General features: G+C 45.1%; 12 protein-coding genes and 1 pseudogene. 7 read left to right on the forward strand and 6 right to left on the reverse strand.

What is annotated here, in order from left to right; genetic code table 11:
* A complete protein-coding gene (locus AACR11_RS04815; protein ID WP_079325576.1) occupies positions 1–2,166 on the reverse strand; it encodes a heparinase II/III domain-containing protein in 2,166 nt (721 codons plus the stop codon).
* Between the two features lie 421 nt (positions 2,167–2,587).
* On the opposite strand from AACR11_RS04815, the gene AACR11_RS04820 reads away from it, so the two are divergent.
* The 4 genes from AACR11_RS04820 to AACR11_RS04835 all read left to right on the forward strand — a co-directional run bounded on the left by AACR11_RS04820 (position 2,588) and on the right by AACR11_RS04835 (position 6,967).
* Complete coding sequence (locus AACR11_RS04820; RefSeq protein WP_005450851.1) at positions 2,588–2,923, forward strand: cupin domain-containing protein; 336 nt, start codon at positions 2,588–2,590, stop codon at positions 2,921–2,923.
* Between the two features lie 34 nt (positions 2,924–2,957).
* Positions 2,958–3,890 carry a sugar kinase gene (locus AACR11_RS04825; protein ID WP_079325578.1) on the forward strand — a complete coding sequence of 311 codons (933 nt, stop codon included), beginning with the start codon at positions 2,958–2,960 and terminating at the stop codon, positions 3,888–3,890.
* Between the two features lie 78 nt (positions 3,891–3,968).
* The gene (locus tag AACR11_RS04830; protein ID WP_005388506.1) at positions 3,969–4,592 is read left to right on the forward strand and encodes a bifunctional 4-hydroxy-2-oxoglutarate aldolase/2-dehydro-3-deoxy-phosphogluconate aldolase; all 624 of its coding nucleotides are present in this window, start codon (positions 3,969–3,971) and stop codon (positions 4,590–4,592) included.
* 617 nt (positions 4,593–5,209) lie between these two features.
* Entirely contained in the window at positions 5,210–6,967 is a 1,758-nt protein-coding gene (locus tag AACR11_RS04835; RefSeq protein WP_005450846.1) for a sodium:solute symporter family transporter, read from the forward strand.
* 70 nt (positions 6,968–7,037) lie between these two features.
* Here the strand turns inward: AACR11_RS04835 and AACR11_RS04840 are convergent, their stop codons facing one another.
* From AACR11_RS04840 to katG, 3 genes and pseudogenes are all read right to left on the reverse strand, one after another.
* The gene (locus tag AACR11_RS04840; protein WP_029789104.1) at positions 7,038–7,337 is read right to left on the reverse strand and encodes a hypothetical protein; all 300 of its coding nucleotides are present in this window, start codon (positions 7,335–7,337) and stop codon (positions 7,038–7,040) included.
* Between the two features lie 550 nt (positions 7,338–7,887).
* The gene (locus AACR11_RS04845; protein WP_017819133.1) at positions 7,888–8,766 is read right to left on the reverse strand and encodes an NAD(P)-dependent oxidoreductase; all 879 of its coding nucleotides are present in this window, start codon (positions 8,764–8,766) and stop codon (positions 7,888–7,890) included.
* A 428-nt stretch (positions 8,767–9,194) separates the two neighbouring features.
* Positions 9,195–11,374 (reverse strand): annotated as a pseudogene (gene katG, locus AACR11_RS04850) (catalase/peroxidase HPI).
* A 797-nt stretch (positions 11,375–12,171) separates the two neighbouring features.
* On the opposite strand from katG, the gene trpS reads away from it, so the two are divergent.
* Both trpS and AACR11_RS04860 read left to right on the forward strand, forming a co-directional pair.
* Positions 12,172–13,194, forward strand: coding sequence for a tryptophan--tRNA ligase (gene trpS, locus AACR11_RS04855; protein ID WP_029789106.1), 1,023 nt, complete (start codon positions 12,172–12,174; stop codon positions 13,192–13,194).
* 194 nt (positions 13,195–13,388) lie between these two features.
* Positions 13,389–13,943 carry a hypothetical protein gene (locus AACR11_RS04860; protein ID WP_009699822.1) on the forward strand — a complete coding sequence of 185 codons (555 nt, stop codon included), beginning with the start codon at positions 13,389–13,391 and terminating at the stop codon, positions 13,941–13,943.
* A gap of 185 nt (positions 13,944–14,128) precedes the next feature.
* Here AACR11_RS04860 and AACR11_RS04865 read toward each other — a convergent pair whose 3' ends face one another.
* Together AACR11_RS04865 and AACR11_RS04870 are read right to left on the reverse strand one after the other, a co-directional pair.
* Entirely contained in the window at positions 14,129–15,088 is a 960-nt protein-coding gene (locus AACR11_RS04865) for a hypothetical protein (protein WP_029789107.1), read from the reverse strand.
* Positions 15,085–16,413, reverse strand: a complete 1,329-nt coding sequence (locus tag AACR11_RS04870; protein WP_029789109.1) for a sphingomyelin phosphodiesterase — start codon at positions 16,411–16,413, stop codon at positions 15,085–15,087. Before AACR11_RS04870 ends, AACR11_RS04865 begins: the two co-directional genes overlap by 4 nt.
* 508 nt (positions 16,414–16,921) lie before the next feature.
* On the opposite strand from AACR11_RS04870, the gene AACR11_RS04875 reads away from it, so the two are divergent.
* A complete protein-coding gene (locus AACR11_RS04875) occupies positions 16,922–18,562 on the forward strand; it encodes a methyl-accepting chemotaxis protein (RefSeq protein ID WP_005450826.1) in 1,641 nt (546 codons plus the stop codon).
* The last annotated feature ends 4 nt before the right edge of the window (positions 18,563–18,566 follow it).

The raw sequence follows: 18,566 nt of genomic DNA on the forward strand, positions 1-18,566 counted from the left end.
TTATTTCTCCTGCCCGAATGCGTTCACTTCTAGAGAGTAGAAGCCATTCCAGCTGTAGGTTTTACCGTTCATTTCTACTTGGTGTGGGGTTTGGTCGTCAGCGCCTAGAACATTGCTGATCATCACAGTAACCAGTGATTTTTCAGTCGTGATTTCTACGATGCTGCCAACGGCGTTGTAACCCACGACGCGGATATCTTTCACCTGACCACGTGCATTCACCGATTGCTCAAACTCTTCATTGAAGTAGCCGTGTGTTTCTAGCACAGAAGCAAATAGCGTCGATTCGCCCTTGCTGCGCAGAATGAATGCCGGTTCGCTACGTAGGTTAAAGCTTGGGTCATTGGCGCCAGTGCGAGTGAAGATCACTTCATTATCGCCGTTCTGTTTCGCGCTGCTGCTTGTGCCTAACCAAGTGTAGTAGGTGCTGTTTTGTAGCCAGCTAACTAGCGCCATATCTTGCACTTTACCGCTTGCTACTTTCCAAAGGTGTTGGTAACCGAAGTCATCGCCAAGCGTGTTCAGTTCACCAAAGCTTTGGTAATCGAAGTTAGTACGTACGATTTGACCATCGTATTGATGAGAGTAGTCGTACTGATGCTCGCCTTCACCTTCGATGCGGTAAAGGTCTAGCAATAGCGGTGCTTCAAGCTCATCTAGGTTAAGCATGAACACACTGCGCTGCATGTCTGTGTTCGGGTAGTGGTCGTTCGCAAACGCGCTCATACCGTTGATTTCAGTGCCTTCCACTTTGAAGAAGTGAGGCAAACCGTGCACTGAATCAGCGCGGTCTACATCGAAACCATTCTGACATTGCTCATCAATCGTTACCGCGTTATGCGCGATAGTTTGACGTGCGTACGATTTGTTTTCGTCTAGGTAACGACCGCCGAATTTAGGCTCAACGTTTACCCAGCGACAGAAGCCGTATTCACGCAGCACTTCTTGACCACGGTTGAAGAAGGTAATGCCAAGCGTATCGAAGTTACCATGTCCCATGCCGTGTTGACCGTAGTTCATCACAAGCTGTGACACATCACCGGTTTTATCCTGCATACGGATAAAGCCTTGTGCACCGTTGTTGCCAGTTGGACCTTCGTTAAGTTCCACACTTGGCCAGAAAGGTATACCGATTTCACGGTCTGCGATTGCTTTATCGTAAGCTTGAGAAAGCTCTAGACCGCATGGGTGCATCCAAACGGCGTTTTGAATCTTCGCCATGCCTAGAATGTTGTCATCCAAGCCGTAGTGCTTGCTGTAAACGCTCACTGCAACTTGAACACCCATATCGGTAATGCTCATGGTACGAGATGCGTCGTTTAGGGCAGGGAACTCACCATTCGGGTAAGCTGTTGCCAGCATCGCCTGTACTGTGTTGCCAATCACTTTGTCTTTGTAGTTGTAGATGTCTACTTCAGGCATGTGACGGTGTACCACTTCTGCGAATACACAAGTTGGACGAATCGCATAACGATGGTAGTACGGACCTTCCATGTAGTAACCAGAAGGTGCGAACAGTTGTGAGATTTGCGCTAGGAAGCCGCCAGTATCATCACGATCTTGACCATACACAGACATCTCTAGATATTCAGGTTTGCCAATAGCTAGACCACAAATACCAACAGCCGCCACTGCCCAGATTCCGTGGTTGTGAATACGGTCGAAATCGTGCGCGTATTTCACGGTGAACATGTCTAGCATTGGTTCGAAAATGCGCTCAACAACCACAGTGCGCTCTTCTTCTGTCATCACTGATGCCACGCAAGAGTAGGCAAGACTAGTAAACATTAACCAACAGTGTTCATTAAGGATCTGGTGGAAAAGACGACCTGTAGGGTTAGTGTTTTTCTGTACGTGGAAATCAAAGGTGAGGTACTTCTCTGCGTAAATAGCGAGAAGATCTTTAACGAACTGCGCGTACTTTTCTTCTTGAGTGATCAAGAACAAACGACCCGCTAAGTTCATGTAGGTATAGTTTTGTTTGTGGCGGTTGTGCTCGTAGCCACCCGCTTCGCCGTGACCTGGTACGTCTAGAGGCAGACGCATGAAGGCTTCAAGTTCCTTGCGATTCGCTTCAATGGATTTGCCCATCAAGCTCGGCTTTCCGACTTCCTTTCTTAGTAGTTCGACTTCTGCTTCAGTCAACAAAATCGGTTGTGTAGTCATTTCTTTACCACCCTCAGATGAAGTGTGTTGTTTTCTTAAATTTCCTATAAAGTAATACAATATTAAGTTTGGGTGTAGTTTTTGTGGCAAAAAGGGAGAGTGAAATCACGTGATTTTAGTTAACTTATTGATTTTAAATGCTGTGGAAATCCTTTGTGTGGCTGATATTTCTACGTTATTAATCGTTAAGTGGAATGCTTTAGGTCTCTCCATTTGATGGATGTCACATATTTTTAGATATATTGTATGACAATTAAAGTGGATCGGATATGCTCGTTACCAATTCGACAGCAGACCCTTTCGCTTTGCGTTTCACTTTTATCAATACGACGCTTTTTTAAGAGAACCTTTTAATAAAAGCATGGTTAAGAATGAAGTGCCGTAGGGTTCGCTTTAATAGAGACTTTTTAGGAGTATGACGATGAATTCTTTCTTTGTATTAGATGAGAACCCGTGGGAAGAGCTAGGCGGCGGTATCAAACGTAAAATTGTTGCTTACACAGATGATCTGATGGCTGTTCACCTATGTTTTGACAAAGGTGCGATTGGTGCTCCACATACGCATGAGATTCACGATCAAATCGGTTACGTAGTACGTGGCAGCTTTGAAGCAGAAATCGAAGGCGAAAAGAAAGTACTGAAAGAGGGTGATGCGTACTTTGCTCGTAAGCACATGATGCATGGTGCGGTTGCACTAGAGCAAGACAGCATTCTTCTGGATATCTTCAACCCAGCTCGTGAAGACTTCTTAAAGTAACGTATAGCGCAACCTCAGTTGCTAAGGTGACAGTATGAAATCATTAAATATCGCGATCATTGGCGAATGTATGGTTGAGCTACAGAAAAAGGAAGGTCAGTTGCGTCAGTCATTCGGTGGTGACACGTTGAATACCGCTCTTTACTTATCCCGTTTGACGAAAGCTCACGATATCAAAACTAGCTATGTAACTGCCCTGGGTAATGATCCTTTTAGCCAAGAAATGCTTTCAGCATGGCAAGAAGAGGGCATTGATACCAGCTTAGTGTTGACTGTTAATGGTAAACAGCCGGGTATTTACTACATCGAAACGGATGAGACAGGCGAGCGTTACTTCCACTATTGGCGTAATGAAGCAGCAGCAAAGTTTTTGTTTGAACAGAACGAATCTTCGGCACTAGTCGACACGCTTTATTCTTATGATGCGGTTTACCTGAGTGGCATTACATTAGCGATTCTTACTGAAGAAGGTAAGACGCAGTTGTTTGTATTCCTCGAACGCTTTAAAGCGCAAGGCGGCAAGGTTATTTTCGATAATAACTATCGTCCTAAATTGTGGGAAAGCCGAGAGAATGCCATGTCTTGGTACCTTAAGATTCTTAAGTTTACCGATATTGCTCTACTCACATTTGAAGATGAGCAAATGCTGTATGGTGACGAGCATCTAGAACAGTGCATTGAGAGAACCTCTGCACTGGGCGTGGATGAAATCATCATTAAACGTGGCAGCAAAGATTGTTTAGTTGTGGCGAATGGTGAAGCGCAATACGTGGCACCAAACAAAGTCGATAGCGTGATTGATACGACGGCAGCAGGTGACTCTTTCAGTGCAGGCTTTTTGGCGAAGCGTTTGACTGGTGGTAACGCGGCTGAATCGGCTTACTCTGGTCATTGTATGGCTGGTGAGGTTATTCAGCACAAAGGTGCCATCATTCCACGTGAAGTGATGCCCGATCTTCCTTTGTAATTCTTTTGCGGAGTGTTGAATAATCGGCGCTCCGCAGTGATTTATTGAACTCAAGTTAACGACGATGAGTACACTCTTATGACGACATTAAACGAACAATTAGCAAACCTAAAAGTAATTCCTGTTATTGCCATCAACAAAGCAGAAGATGCGATTCCTTTAGGTCGCACTTTGGTTGAAAACGGTATGCCTTGCGCTGAAATCACGTTCCGCACAGAGTGTGCTGCAGAAGCGATTCGTGCTATGCGTGCTGAGTTCCCAGAAATGTTGATTGGTGCGGGTACAATCTTAACTAATGAACAAGTTGACCAAGCGATTGAAGCCGGTGTGGACTTTATTGTTAGCCCAGGCTTTAACCCTCGTACGGTTCAATACTGCCTAGACAAGGGCGTAGCTATTGTACCTGGCGTAAACAATCCAAGCCTTGTTGAGCAAGCGATGGAAATGGGGCTGCGTACACTTAAGTTCTTCCCTGCTGAGCCATCTGGCGGTGTTGGTATGCTTAAAGCACTAACGGCAGTTTACCCAGTAAAATTCATGCCAACAGGTGGTGTGAGCCTAGGTAACGTAGATGAGTACTTGTCTATTCCTTCAGTGCTGGCATGTGGCGGTACTTGGATGGTTCCAACCAAACTTATCGATGAAGGCAAGTGGGATGAACTAGGTACATTGGTTCGTGACGCAGTCGCTCACGTAGCATAAGTGCAGTAGCGCCCCGATAAAATTAGCGAAAAGAATGTAAAGCGAGCCTTAGTGCTCGCTTTTTTTTGTTTGAAAGAGGCGAGATAAAGGAATCAGAAAAGAGATTTCCTACTCAGTCGTCCTCCTTCTAGGAAATGACGGTAAGGAGTAGGGGTAAAGCCGAGAGAAGAAGCATGAGGTTTGAGATCTGGGAGTGGTAATGCGTAGAACCTCCTCAGCGTCATTCTCGAGAGCGACGAAGGAGCGAGTCGGGAATCTCAATTTTTGTATTCATCTATAATCGCGCTTGCGATCCAGTTCATCTGAAACATCTCATTACGTTTCCTACAAATAAATGCCACGCATTTTTGATCTTCAGACAAAGCACAAGAAAGAAAAATATTCCATACTTTAATAGATTTCTAATATATTATTTGTATTACAATATAATGCAATGGCTTACGTGGTGATTATTCCTTTAAATCCCAAAGTGCCAAGAAAATAAAGGCTTTTAGTGTGTTTTCTTCGTCGAATAACTTATGCTTTAGATCACAATTAAAGCTTATTGTAGTACAAATAAAAATATGAACGGAGTAATCTAGGCAGTAGAAAATGATCAAACTCGAAAGGCTGAAAAAATGACTATTGATACTTTTGTTGTTCTTGCCTACTTCTTCTTCCTAGTTGCCATTGGTTGGATGTTCCGTAAGTTCACGACGTCGACCAGTGACTACTTCCGAGGGGGCGGTAAGATGTTATGGTGGATGGTAGGTGCTACCGCCTTCATGACGCAATTTTCAGCATGGACGTTTACAGGTGCCGCAGGACGCGCGTTCAACGACGGTTTCGTTGTTGTAATCCTATTCTTAGCCAACGCATTTGGCTACTTCTTGAACTATCTCTACTTTGCTCCAAAGTTCCGCCAGCTACGTGTAGTAACGGCAATCGAAGCAATTCGTCAGCGTTTTGGTAAAACGTCAGAGCAGTTCTTCACTTGGGCTGGCATGCCAGACAGCTTGATCTCAGCTGGTATCTGGTTGAATGGTCTCGCAATCTTTGTGGCTGCGGTATTCAATATTCCGATGGAAGCGACCATTATCGTAACTGGTTTGGTTCTGATGTTGATGGCGGTAACGGGCGGCTCTTGGGCGGTTGTTGCTTCTGACTTCATGCAGATGCTGGTTATCATGGCGGTAACCATTACTTGTGCGGTGGCGGCTTACTTCCACGGCGGCGGTATTGGTAACATCGTGTCGAATTTCCACGGCGACTTCATGCTGGGTAATAACCTGAACTACATCAGTATCTTTGTCCTTTGGGTGGTGTTCATCTTTGTTAAGCAGTTCGGTGTAATGAACAACAGCATCAACGCTTACCGCTACCTATGTGCAAAAGACAGTGAGAATGCGCGTAAAGCTGCAGGTCTTGCATGTGTGTTGATGATTGTTGGTCCTATCATTTGGTTCCTACCTCCTTGGTACGTAGCGGCATTTATGCCTGACTTCGCAGAGCAGTACGGCTCAGTAGGTGGTGATGCAGCTTACCTAGCGTTCGTACAAAACGTAATGCCGGCGGGTATGGTGGGTCTTCTGATGTCAGCAATGTTTGCGGCGACCATGTCTTCAATGGACTCTGGTCTAAACCGTAACGCAGGTATCTTTGTGATGAACTTCTACAGCCCTATTGTACGCCCGCAAGCGTCACAGAAAGAGCTGGTTATCGTGAGTAAAGTGACGACCATTATGATGGGCTTCATCATCATCGGTATTGGTTTGTTTATTAACTCATTACGTCACCTGAGCTTGTTCGATATCGTACTAAACGTAGGTGCGTTGATTGGTTTCCCAATGCTGATTCCTGTGTTACTTGGTATGTGGATTCGTAAGACTCCAGACTGGGCTGGTTGGGCAACACTCGTTGTAGGTGGCTTTGTTTCTTACATCTTCGGTATCTCTCTACAAGCACAAGATGTTGAGCACCTATTCGGACTAGAACAAGCTCTAACAGCACGTGAGTGGGCTGACCTTAAAGTTGGCTTGAGCCTAGCGGCGCACGTTGTCTTCACTGGTGGTTTCTTCTTACTAACAACACGCTTCTACAAAGGCTTGACGCCTGAGCGTGAAAAAGAAGTGGACCAATTGTTCGAGAACTGGAACACACCGCTTGTAGCTGATAGTGAAGAGCAACAAAACCTAGATACAAAACAGCGTGGCATGCTTGGTAAGCTTATTAGCGTAGCAGGCTTCGGTATCCTGGCGATGGCTCTGATTCCAAATGAGCCAACAGGTCGACTGCTGTTCATCTTGTGTGGTGCGATTGTTCTCTCGGTTGGTGTTCTATTGGTGAACGCGGCGCGAGGACCTAAAAGCCCAAAGTTAGCTAACGCGAAAAGCTAACCGCAATTAACAAACTCTTTATGAAAAATCCCACGGTCAATACCGTGGGATTTTTTTGTTTATGGTGTCATTAATTGAGCCACAAACGATCTTTCTCATTCCAATTAACTTGCAGTGAACGATTCTGAAAGTGTGCCATGACGGATGTTTGCGCTGCTTTGAAAACGTTGCAGTAGAGCGCGTTGCTAAACCATTCAGCCCAGAGAATGACAAAAAGCCATGAATAACACCCAGATAACGCTTGCAGTATGCTCCCACGCCTTGAGCTGTAGTCATCGATCATCATCACGCCGTGGGTCATGTTCTGCGGTGATAATGGTTGTTCTGGGTAGTTCACCGATGGTTTGTAACGAAGGGCAAAGCTTCCCATTAAATTGGAATTCTTCAACTAGTACTCAGAAGCCAGTCTCAAGATAATCGGTCACTCTTTAACTGTAAAAAGAAAATATCCGCGGAATAATGTACAAACATAATGTCATGTCAATACCCAAGTAACCTTGTGATGCTTGATTTAGTGAGAATGACTTGGTTTGTAGACGTGGCGGTGATTTAAAGGTTTCGTAGAGTTCAATCAATAATCGCCAACAAAGTATACAAGCCAATCCACTTACCATTTGCCAAGAATATCCGTTGGGAGCGTGTCATGAACTCGGTTTTTTATTAAACCAATGGCGGTGTCAAACCACTTGGACAAACCTTGCTATCGCACGGCGTTATTCTCCTTGCTTACTTTTGGTAAAAAGGGAATCGATGGCAACATTCTGAATCCTGCATCTTGAAGCTGCTTGAGTACATATACAGTTTGAACGTGGGGGGGATCTCAAAGAGGGAGAAGGAGTGATTTAAGAGGAGAAAAGAAAGCACAAAAAAAGCCTTGCTACGGGGTTAGCAAGGCTTTGGAAGCGCAGTTGAGTAAGGTATTAACCTTCTAGCTCTGCGAAGTAATCAAAGATCACTGGTACGTCGTTTTGACCAAGACCTTGGTCCACTGCAGCTTGTAGACTCTTAGAAGTCCCTTCTGCGATAAGAGACTCAGTGCCTAGGTCTTTTACCATCTCTAAGAAGTAACCAAGGTCTTTGTTTGCGTTTGCAATAGAGAAACCAAGCTTCTCTTCGCCATCTACAGCGTAGAACTTACAGAACTGCATGAATGGTGAGTTTGAAGGACCAGCAGACATGATGTCGAATAGTTGTTGACCATCAACGCCAGCACGTTTAGCAACCGCAAATGCCTGAGACATGGTCGCTACTGTTGTCATACCCATGAAGTTGTTTACTAGCTTAGTCACATGACCAGAACCTAGCGCACCAAGGTGGAATACGTTTTCACCTTGATCGTCCAGTACAGGCTTCACCTTGTTGAATGTTTCGATGTCACCTGCAGCCATGATGTTCAAAAGACCATCTTTTGCGTGAGCAGGCGTACGACCTAGAGGCGCATCGATCATACCTGCGCCTTTAGCTGCAAGATCTGCACCGATCTTACGAGTAGAAGCAGGGATAGACGTACCGAAGTCAATCAGTGTCGCGCCTTCTTTAATACCCGCTAGGATACCTTCTTCACCATAAACGATTTTCTCAACAACTTCAGATGTTGTTAGACATAGCATCACGATGTCACTTGCTTCAGCCAGTGCTTTAGGTGAGCTTGCTTCTTTTGCGCCGCGAGCAACACATGCTGCTACAGCGTCTTTATTCAGATCCATTACGTTTAGTTCGTAACCACGGTTTTGAAGGTTCTCAACCATGTTTCCACCCATCAGACCAAGGCCGATGAAACCAATGACAGGTTTTGTCATATCAAACTCCAAATATCGTATTGTATGATTATATGCTTTTATCTTAATTCCTCATTTTGAATTTGCAATCGGAAAATGAGACGAAAGGCGATTTGCCACTGGTTTTTGATAAAAATGAGAGGTTGGTTAGCCTATTGGTACGATTTTTATTGGCTTTGAGTGATTTTTATGTCTTCGGAATGAGGTCACGAAAACGAGAAGGTATAAGCAAAAAATGGGTATTTGATTGAGATACGTTTGCCTTCTGAATATGGTTAATTGTATGACAATATCGGGCGGTTAATCTTCAGTAAAAGAATCTAAGCCAAAGAGAGGAGAGAACGAGGAAGTATGGATAGAGAAACCAGAAATAAAAGAAAGGTAAGAAAGAGAAGAGCCATAATGTTTGACTCTTCTCTCAATGGTTAAAGCTTGATTAAGTTAGGCGATTAAAGGTCAAAGCGGTCGTTGTTCATTACTTTTACCCACGCAGCAACAAAATCGTGCACAAACTTCTCTTTGTTGTCGTCTTGTGCGTAAACCTCGGCATAAGAGCGGAGCACGGAGTTTGAACCGAACACCAAGTCAACACGTGATGCTGTCCATCTTGTTTGACCAGAAGCTCGCTCGCGGATTTCGTATTCGTTATCACTGGTTGGATGCCAGGTGTAGCTCATATCAGTGAGGTTTACGAAGAAGTCATTCGTTAACGCGCCGACATTATCAGTGAACACACCATGCGCAGCGCCGCCGTAGTTGGTACCAAGCACGCGCATGCCACCAACTAATACGGTCATTTCGACTGCGGTTAGTTGCATCAATTGGCTTCTTTCAAGCAATAGTTCTTCTGCCGTCACAACGTAATCTGATTTTAGCCAGTTACGGAATCCATCATGGATCGGCTCGAGTACATCGAAGGATTCGGCGTCAGTCATTGCATCGGTTGAGTCACCACGACCTTGGCTAAATGGCACAGAAATATTCATGCCCGCATTCGATGCTGCTTTCTCAATACCCACTCCGCCAGCAAGCACAATCAAATCCGCCATGCTGATAGGGGAGTTGTGGGTGGTGCGAATTGAATCGAGCGTGTTGAGCACTTTCTGCAATCTTTCCGGTTCGTTACCTACCCAATCTTTTGCGGTGCAAGGCGGATACGCGCACCGTTTGCTCCGCCTCGGCGGTCTGAACCACGGAATGTTCGCGCGCTGTCCCATGCGGTTGAGACTAATTCTGCGATACTTAGCTCGCTGTTAAGAATCGCCATCTTGAGTGCATCGATATTGTCTTCAGATAAGTGATAAGACACCGGTGGTACCGGATCTTGCCAAATCAAATCCTCGGCTGGCACATCAGGGCCGAGATAACGAGATTTAGGTCCTAAATCGCGGTGAGTCAGTTTAAACCAAGCTCGAGCGAAGCAATCCTCAAAGTACTTAGGGTCGTCGCGGAAACGCTCGGCGATTTTGCGGTACTCTGGGTCAAACTTCAGTGCCATATCCGCATCGGTCATCATCGGATTGCGGCGGATGCTTGGGTCTTCAACATCCACAGGCATGTCTTCTTCTTTGATGTTGATTGGTTCCCATTGCTCTGCGCCTGCTGGGCTCTTCGTTACCCACCAGTCGTAGGTGAACAACAAATGGAAGTAGCCGTTATCCCACTTGGTTGGGTTGGTTGTCCATGCGCCTTCGATGCCACTAGTGACGGTATCACGTCCTATGCCACGAGAAGTTTTATTTAGCCAACCGAAACCTTGGTCTTCAATTTCAGCGCCTTCAGGTTCAGGACCAAGTAACGAAGCGTCGCCGTTGCCGTGTGCTTTACCAACAGTGTGACCACCGGCTGTTAATGCAACGGTTTCTTCATCGTTCATTGCCATACGGGCAAATGTTACACGCATGTCGTGTGCGGTTTTGATGGGATCGGGTTTACCGTCGACCCCTTCTGGGTTTACGTAAATCAGGCCCATCATCACTGCTGCAAGCGGATTCTCGAGATCACGTTCGCCAGAGTATCGGTTGTTTTCACCGCCACTTGGTTGCAGCCACTCTTTTTCTGCGCCCCAATAAATGTCTTTTTCTGGATGCCAAATGTCTTCTCGACCGCCGGCAAAACCGAACGTCTTGAAGCCCATTGACTCATAAGCCATGTTGCCAGCAAGAATCATTAAATCCGCCCAGGATAGCTTGTTACCGTATTTTCTTTTGACCGGCCATAAAAGGCGACGGGCTTTGTCGAGGTTACCGTTATCTGGCCAACTGTTGAGGGGAGCAAAACGCTGATTACCTCGACTTGCACCACCACGACCATCGGCAATTCGATACGTACCTGCAGAGTGCCACGCCATCCGAATCATCAAACCACCATAATGACCCCAATCCGCTGGCCACCAATCTTGGCTATCGGTCATCAGATCTTTCAGGTCTTTTTTGACTTCCTCTAAGTCAAGAGAGTTAAAGGCATCAGCGTAGTTGAAGTCTGCGCCCATTGGGTCAGTTTTGTGATCGTGTTGATGTAGGATATCGAGGTTGAGGGTTTTCGGCCACCAATTGAACTCTGTGGCTTGTTGGTTGGTATTCGCTCCATGCATGACAGGACATTTGGAGTGATTGTTGTTGTCGCTCATCTTTTGCTCCCTAACTGGGGTTAGTGTCCTGAAAGTTTAGTTATTGGTTAGCTATATCGCCCTCATGGTTTGGTTATATTTTTCAAGGTTTTGGTCAAAAGATGATCGGTGTCATTCTTCTTTTGATAAACAGTATTTGATGCTAAATAACTCAAATTCTTATCCATTAAACATCTAAATAAAAGCATCCTAAAAGAAGTATCTAAACGTGATTTTTCAAAATACGTACCTTTGTAATCCATGTCGGATTTCATTGAACTTGTTCTAAGGTCATCACATTTCTAGGGCTAAGTGGTTTAAGTTTGTGCCAAAAATCGTAACGCTGTGTGCAACAGAGTGAGCTGAGGGTTATTCGCAGTATTGGCTCACCGAAAAGGATTGATTACTGTCCCATTGATTACGAGTACTGAGCCGAGCGATAGCTCACGTAAATTGAGAGTCGAGAAACAAAGGATGAGAAGTAAACAGAACAAAGCGGTATTACTCGCGTTTGTGTCAGGGAGTGTATTTGGCGCGGCGCTCGTTATCGCTATGTATATTCAAATTTGATGCGTGTATGGCAAAGCCACCAAAATTGAAAAATCAAATTGTGCAAGGAGTAGGGTTGTTTTCAGCTCTGCTCCTTGTTAGTTTTAAAAACATGAAAACGACATTTACTCCTTCATCAAACTTCTTCTGGTGGCGCTCTAATTAGAGCGGCGCGGAATCTTTACATTCTTACGCTGCTGGACGGTAGCTGAGAATGTCATGTCTTTTTTTATCTCCAGTAGCGATCTATTTTTCTTTGGAGATAAGTTATGAACACCCCACACGATACTCAAGAACGCGAAATCATTTTAACTGGTGATCGAGCTACAGGTCCTTTGCATCTGGGTCATTACGTTGGTTCACTACAACAACGTGTTGCTCTACAAACTCAACATGAGCAAACCATTTTGGTTGCTGACATGCAGGGCTTAACCGATAACGCGCATAATCCCTCTAAGGTCTCGTCTAACATTTTAAATGTGGTCGCGGATTACCTTGCCGTCGGGATTGACCCAACCCAAACTACCATTTGTTTGCAGTCTCAAGTCCCGGCTCTTGCCGAGTTGACAATGTACTACAGTAACTTGGTTTCTATCGCACGCTTGGAGCGTAACCCGACGGTGAAAAATGAAATTCAAAGCAAAGGGTTTGAGCGTTCCATTCCGGCTGGGTTTCTGACGTACCCAATTTCTCAAGCCGCGGACATCACAGGTTTTCACGCGACTCTCGTGCCTGTCGGAGATGACCAATTACCGATGCTAGAACAGACCAATGAGATCGTTAGAAAGATAAATCACCTTGGCGGAAAAGCCATCTTGAAAGAGTGTCGTCCATTGCTCAGTGACGCACCACGCTTGCCAAGCACTGACGGTAAAAACAAGATGTCAAAAAGCATGGGCAATGCAATCAACCTTGGAGCAACAGAGAAAGAAATCTCTGCGGCAGTGAAATCGATGTACACCGACCCAAACCACCTACGCATTGAAGACCCAGGTCAGGTTGAAGGAAATATTGTATTCACATACCTTGATGCGTTTCATACCGACAAAGATTATGTAGAAGAACTCAAAATGCTTTACCGCCGTGGTGGATTAGGCGATGGAACAACCAAGAAAGTATTGGAAGAGTGTCTGCAAGAGATGCTTCGTCCTATTCGAGAAAAACGCGCCATGTTCCTTGATGATAAAGCACAGCTTATCGGCATCCTAAAACAAGGCAGTCAGCTTTCCCGTGAGAAAACCGAGCAAGTGTTGTTTGATGTGAAAGGAGTGTTTGGCTTGAATCTGTTCTGAGACGACCATCGAATACCTACCTCGCTAAACGAATTCAATTTGGGATACGATGACAGATTATTTCATTAAAGGCACAACGTTTTTCATGGCGTTGTGTCTTTTTCTTCTCTCATTTTTTGTTGAATTTTATTGATAATAATTCTCATTACATTATTTTAATGGTCTCAAATACAAATACTGTTGCGGAGACCAACATGGAACACACGGATATTACTCAACTGCTTATTCCAAAAAGTGATTGGGCGGCGCCTGATCTCTTTCTCTATGAAGGTGAAGATAAACTTCGTCTGAGTTTAGAAGGGGCGATTCAATTTAGTGGATTAAATAGCATTGGTGGTGTGGTACTGGGCTTTAGAATGATCCAGTATGCAGTGCAATTAGCGGCGGGTGATCAGTCTTTGCAACGTGATGGCATCAGTGTGTATACCGCTTTTCCGGGGCGTGGTGCACAAGATGCATTTGAGTACACGTGTCGTGCGTTACGTGATAAGCGTTATTGTTGCGATACGACGTTGCATCACCCAGCGGCGCAGACAGGGCAACGTGGTCAGTTCTTATTTACGATTCGTTTGAATGAACAATCTATGGTGATGACACCAGCAAATGGTTTACCAAGGAAAAGCTATTTTGAAGCAGATCGTCACTCGCAAGACAGCCGAGAAGCAGCACTGAAATGGCGTGATGAGAAGATTAATTTTGCGAACACGCTTCTAAGTTTGCCACCAGAAGAGTGCTTGCGCGTGCTGTAACTCTTGAGTTGTACCAACAGAATGAATAACAAAAGGTCGCTTTAAGTGAGCGACCTTCTTGTATCAAGCATTCGCGGGAACCAGATTCCTAGTCGCGCCTAGGCTTGCTGGAATGACCTAGTTTAAGTTTTGAGCGAGTAGGGAATCTCTTGGTTATCCTTACTTCTTAATAAACAAGTGAGCGATTAACCCGCGAAGAACTCACGGCGAAAATCGGCTACCGCTTGTTGATAATAACGTTGCCAATCCGAGTCCGACAAACCCGTGTGACTGGTGGCTCTTTGCGTTGCTAATTTAGATTCAAGCTGTTGCAACTCGCTCTGATAATCGCGCACTTGCCGTTTTTGCTGCGCGACCTGTAGTTCACGAGCGTGTATCTCCTCACTCTCTTGTTCAGAAAGGTAAGTTTGTTGAAGCTTCTCAACCAAAGCCTTGCGCTCTGCATGACTCATGTCTTTCGGTATCAGTTCAACAGCGCGTTCATATTTCGCTTGTTCGCTGACCAATCCCAGTGCTTCTTGATTGCCTTGCCAATCTTGGACTAACTTCTCAAAGGTTTGCACATAGTCTTGAGGTGAAGTCGAATCCAACTGCTTTGCCTGCAAGCTGAAGTCATAGAGTGCAAACTCATCGGCAAAAATTACGTCTGCTAGTTCCCCCCATATCTTCCTCGCTTCTGCCTTGAGAAGTGCGATGCGAGAGGCAAGAGGCTGATGCTCATCAAACATTAAATTACCAACACTTTGTTGCCATAAGCTATTGAGCTGGTGGTAATTCGCCAGCAGAGCAAAACGTTCTTCTGCCATGTAGCTCTCTAACTCAGCAAGCTTGGATTCACAGTTATGGTCGGACATACATGAGTGCCAAAACGCTTCTATCTCATCCTTTAATACTCTGCCTTTGGCATCACTTAACCGCCCTGCAATTGCTTTGAGTGGAGAGGGGGTATCCTTCGCTTTTGGTACGATTGTTTTGTTTGCAGTTTGATTGGTTGTGGAAGACGTAGATGCAGCGACTTGGGGATTCGTCGCACTCTCCAATGCGGAAGAAAACGGCAGAAAGCTCTCGCTCTTTTCGCCTTTGCTTGAGAACCAAATGGTGCCCGCCACAACGGCGGACACAGTAACTAACGCAATACGCTTCATGGTTTGATCACAGCGCTAACAGGGAAGTGATCTGACAGATTGTAATGCTTCCACAAACTCTCCGCTGTTGAGCGTGGAATGTCGACACGGTTATCGTTAAACGACTTCACGCCATATTCATTACTCACCATTACATAATCTAGATATTCCACATTTTCACCCCCGGATAGGGCTTCTCCGGCAAAGTTGTTGATGCGAGGATCAAACGTCGAAGCGGTATAACCAGAGTATTGCGGTTCTATCGCGCTTAGGTTGGCGACCATTTGCTGGTAATCGCCAGGGAACTTCAATTTGTTCACATTGAGATCGCCGCTGTAAACCACCGTTTCATTACTCGGAATATTGAGAGATTGCGCCATTGTGCGCATTTGCTTGAACTGACGCTGTCGGTATTCGCGTGCAGTATCAGTATCGAAAGAGGCTGTATGCGTAGCGAATACGTGATATGCCTGACCACCTTTAATGATCTCTGCGTAATTCACTCCTTTGTCTGCGAAGCAATCTGTTCCGGAGCAATCTGGGAAGACGTATTGAGCCTGATTAACGATAGGGTAACGGCTCACAATGATCACGCCACCGTCGTAAATGTTGAAGCCATCTTTATCCAGCATCTTAGTTTGGTAAGGATATTCTTTGGCGAGTTCGCGTAAGAAAGCATCGCGACCACTGGCAAACACTTCTTGCAGTGCTAACACGTCATAACCTTTGACATAATCGGGAATGAGTTCAAAACGATCACCAATATGTGAAGCAATCGCAGGCAGCGCCCAAATGTTATAAGTCATCAACTTGAGATTTTGTTCATCAGTATCGACGACTTCATCGATTTTGTTTGGAGTAATGGTGTAGTACAAATCGTCATAGCGCGCAGTGCTTGCGGATTTAAAAGCCAATTCAGAAGGGCGAGACCCAAAGGCACTAGTGCTAGAACGGTGAATATTACGATCATCTTTCAGCGTTAAATCCACATCTGCTGCAGATAAACCGTACTCAATGGTCGAGTTGTACCAATGACCTTCCATGACTTGGTTAAGCGTAACGCTTTCACCTTGCGGGTTAGACACCACAGTCTCGAAGCGATAATTCTGACCAGACTTAACACCTTCCCAGCGGTTAAAGCTGAGTACGGATTTGGTTTCCCAAGGACCAAGCACTTGCACATGTTGCTGCCATTCCTCTCCGTATTTCAGTAAATCGCTGCCTTCGTGCTTCACTTGAATGGTTAACGGTTGGTCCGAGTTATTAGTGAGGTATACGTCCGTATCTGCCAAGCTTGGTAATGCCACTAAACCGCTTAGCAAAAGACTCCACTGCGTAAATTTCATCTTGTTTATCCATAAGTTGTGTTAGAGCAATAATTCTTATTTATAAATATGACTAGCACGTTAAATATGGATGACAGATTATCTTTTGACCGAATTTGTTGATGAGTTGTGATCCAGATTCCAAGTGGAAATTGGAAAATATGAGGAGACCGAATCAGACATTTATTAAGCACTTGTTAAACAACAATTATTTCTTATCTTTATTGTTCGATGGTACCTATCGCTTTTATTGATGCAACCGATTAGACGGTGACAGGTTAGGTTGTAATAATCCCGCAAACCATTCTGTTTCGCATAATAAAGTATTGAACTTAACCTTCTGATTCCACTGCTTATTCAAACTCAAATATGTGATCGGGATAGCGTATAGAACATGCCTGTGATGAATTCTCATTTAGTTTGGAATTTTTGTCAGAACAACAAGGTCTGTTCTCTTTCGCACAAAATTAAAATGAGAGGTAACCAGCGAAGTTGCCTCACTTATCTCGTTTGCTATCAGGAGAACGAAATGCAGTCCCTTGCTCAGTTAAAAGTGAGAACCCGTTTGGCGCTTGGCTTCGGTACATTAGTGGCGCTTATGGCGATACTTACGGTTGTCGGAATTCAGAAAGTTAACTTTATTGATATGACCTTATCTGAGGTTACGGATGTCAACTCTGTGAAGCAGCGCTATGCCATTAACTATCGAGGTAGTGTTCATGACCGTGCGATTGCAATTAGAGATGTTGCAATGGCGCGAAATGTGGAAGAAATGCGCGCCTTTGAAGAGGAAATCAAACGTCTGGAAGCGTTTTATCGCGAGTCTGAACAACAGATGCAAAGCATGATGGCAAGTGATGTTCCTTTTACTGCTAAAGAACGCGAGATATTGCAACGTATCGATGACATCCAAGCGAAAACACTTCCTCTCGTTCAAGAAGTTATCGCTAAAAAAGAAAACGGCAAACCGGTCACGGATTTACTTTTGGAGCAAGTCCGCCCTAACTTTGCGATGTGGCTAAAGGTGATCAACGAGTTTATTGATTACCAAGAAACGTTGAACCAGAAATTGACGCCGGTAGCGCGAGAACAAGCAAGTGGCTTCCAAAGCTTAATGCTTGCTCTAAGTGGAATTGCTTTGCTGATTTCAATCTTAGTTGGTTTTGTTATTGAGCGTAGCTTCCGACGCTCTCTAGGTGGCGAGCCATTTGAGGCACAACGCGCGATTCAAACAATGGCAGAAGGTGAGTTAACCCAAGATCATAGCGACAGCGCACAAGGCAGCATTTTGCATTCTCTGTCTTTGATGTCAGAAAAGCTCAGTTCGATTGTCAGCAATATTCGTGGCGCTTCTGAGCAATTAGCAGAGCAAGTCGAAGAAGTCTCTCGTGGTTCTCGCTCGGTATTTGATACCGCTCAACAGCAAGCGTCTCTTACGGATCAAATGGCGATCAGATTAGAAACCATGCATGCGAGCATCGATGAGATAGCCAAGATCGTAAATTTATCGGAGCAAAACTCAGTTAACACATCAGAGAATGCTCGTGATGGTCGCGAACGCATTGCTGCTGTGGCAGAACAAATGTTATCCGTTACTGCAGCCGTAAATGGCACAGTAGGGCAGGTGAAGGCACTTGAGACAAAAACGCGTGAAATTGGTGGCATCGTGAATATGATCAGTGACATCTCTGAGCAAACTAACTTGTTGGCACTTAATGCTGCAATTGAAGCTGCGCGAGCGGGTGAATCTGGACGCGGTTTTGCAGTCGTTGCTGATGAGGTAAGAAACCTCGCTAAGCGTACGGGGGAAGCCACTACTCAGATTGAGAAGATGCTGAAAGAGGTTCAAGCCCAGACGGTCGCAAGTGTGAACGCGATGGAAAGCACGCAACCACAAGTGGAAAGTTGTCAAAGGAACACAGAAGAGGCGACGCATTTATTGGTTAGCATTGAGAAACAAGCGCAGGACTCCCTTGATCGAGTGCGTGATATTGTGACTGCCACAGAAGAGCAAGTTCAAGTTGTGAGTGAGCTTGTCGTGGCGATGGATCAGATTTCCAGCATGTCGAAAGAATCGATTGACTCGATGAAAAACAATGACGTCGCAAGCCAGAATCTGAACGCACTTTCTAATAAGCTCAAACAAGAAGTGGCTTATTTTAAAGTTTAAAATC

It is taken from the genome of Vibrio sp. L85, assembly GCF_963871815.1.
GTDB lineage: Bacteria > Pseudomonadota > Gammaproteobacteria > Enterobacterales > Vibrionaceae > Vibrio > Vibrio harveyi.

Excerpts from the sequence above, each read along its gene's own strand:
- AACR11_RS04815 (WP_079325576.1), bottom strand. The coding sequence starts at position 2,166 with ATGACTACACAACCGATTTTGTTGACTGAAGCAGAAGTCGAACTACTA.
- AACR11_RS04820 (WP_005450851.1), top strand. The coding sequence starts at position 2,588 with ATGAATTCTTTCTTTGTATTAGATGAGAACCCGTGGGAAGAGCTAGGC.
- AACR11_RS04825 (WP_079325578.1), top strand. The coding sequence starts at position 2,958 with ATGAAATCATTAAATATCGCGATCATTGGCGAATGTATGGTTGAGCTA.
- AACR11_RS04830 (WP_005388506.1), top strand. The coding sequence starts at position 3,969 with ATGACGACATTAAACGAACAATTAGCAAACCTAAAAGTAATTCCTGTT.
- AACR11_RS04835 (WP_005450846.1), top strand. The coding sequence starts at position 5,210 with ATGACTATTGATACTTTTGTTGTTCTTGCCTACTTCTTCTTCCTAGTT.
- AACR11_RS04840 (WP_029789104.1), bottom strand. The coding sequence starts at position 7,337 with ATGGGAAGCTTTGCCCTTCGTTACAAACCATCGGTGAACTACCCAGAA.
- AACR11_RS04845 (WP_017819133.1), bottom strand. The coding sequence starts at position 8,766 with ATGACAAAACCTGTCATTGGTTTCATCGGCCTTGGTCTGATGGGTGGA.
- trpS (WP_029789106.1), top strand. The coding sequence starts at position 12,172 with ATGAACACCCCACACGATACTCAAGAACGCGAAATCATTTTAACTGGT.
- AACR11_RS04860 (WP_009699822.1), top strand. The coding sequence starts at position 13,389 with ATGGAACACACGGATATTACTCAACTGCTTATTCCAAAAAGTGATTGG.
- AACR11_RS04865 (WP_029789107.1), bottom strand. The coding sequence starts at position 15,088 with ATGAAGCGTATTGCGTTAGTTACTGTGTCCGCCGTTGTGGCGGGCACC.
- AACR11_RS04870 (WP_029789109.1), bottom strand. The coding sequence starts at position 16,413 with ATGAAATTTACGCAGTGGAGTCTTTTGCTAAGCGGTTTAGTGGCATTA.
- AACR11_RS04875 (WP_005450826.1), top strand. The coding sequence starts at position 16,922 with ATGCAGTCCCTTGCTCAGTTAAAAGTGAGAACCCGTTTGGCGCTTGGC.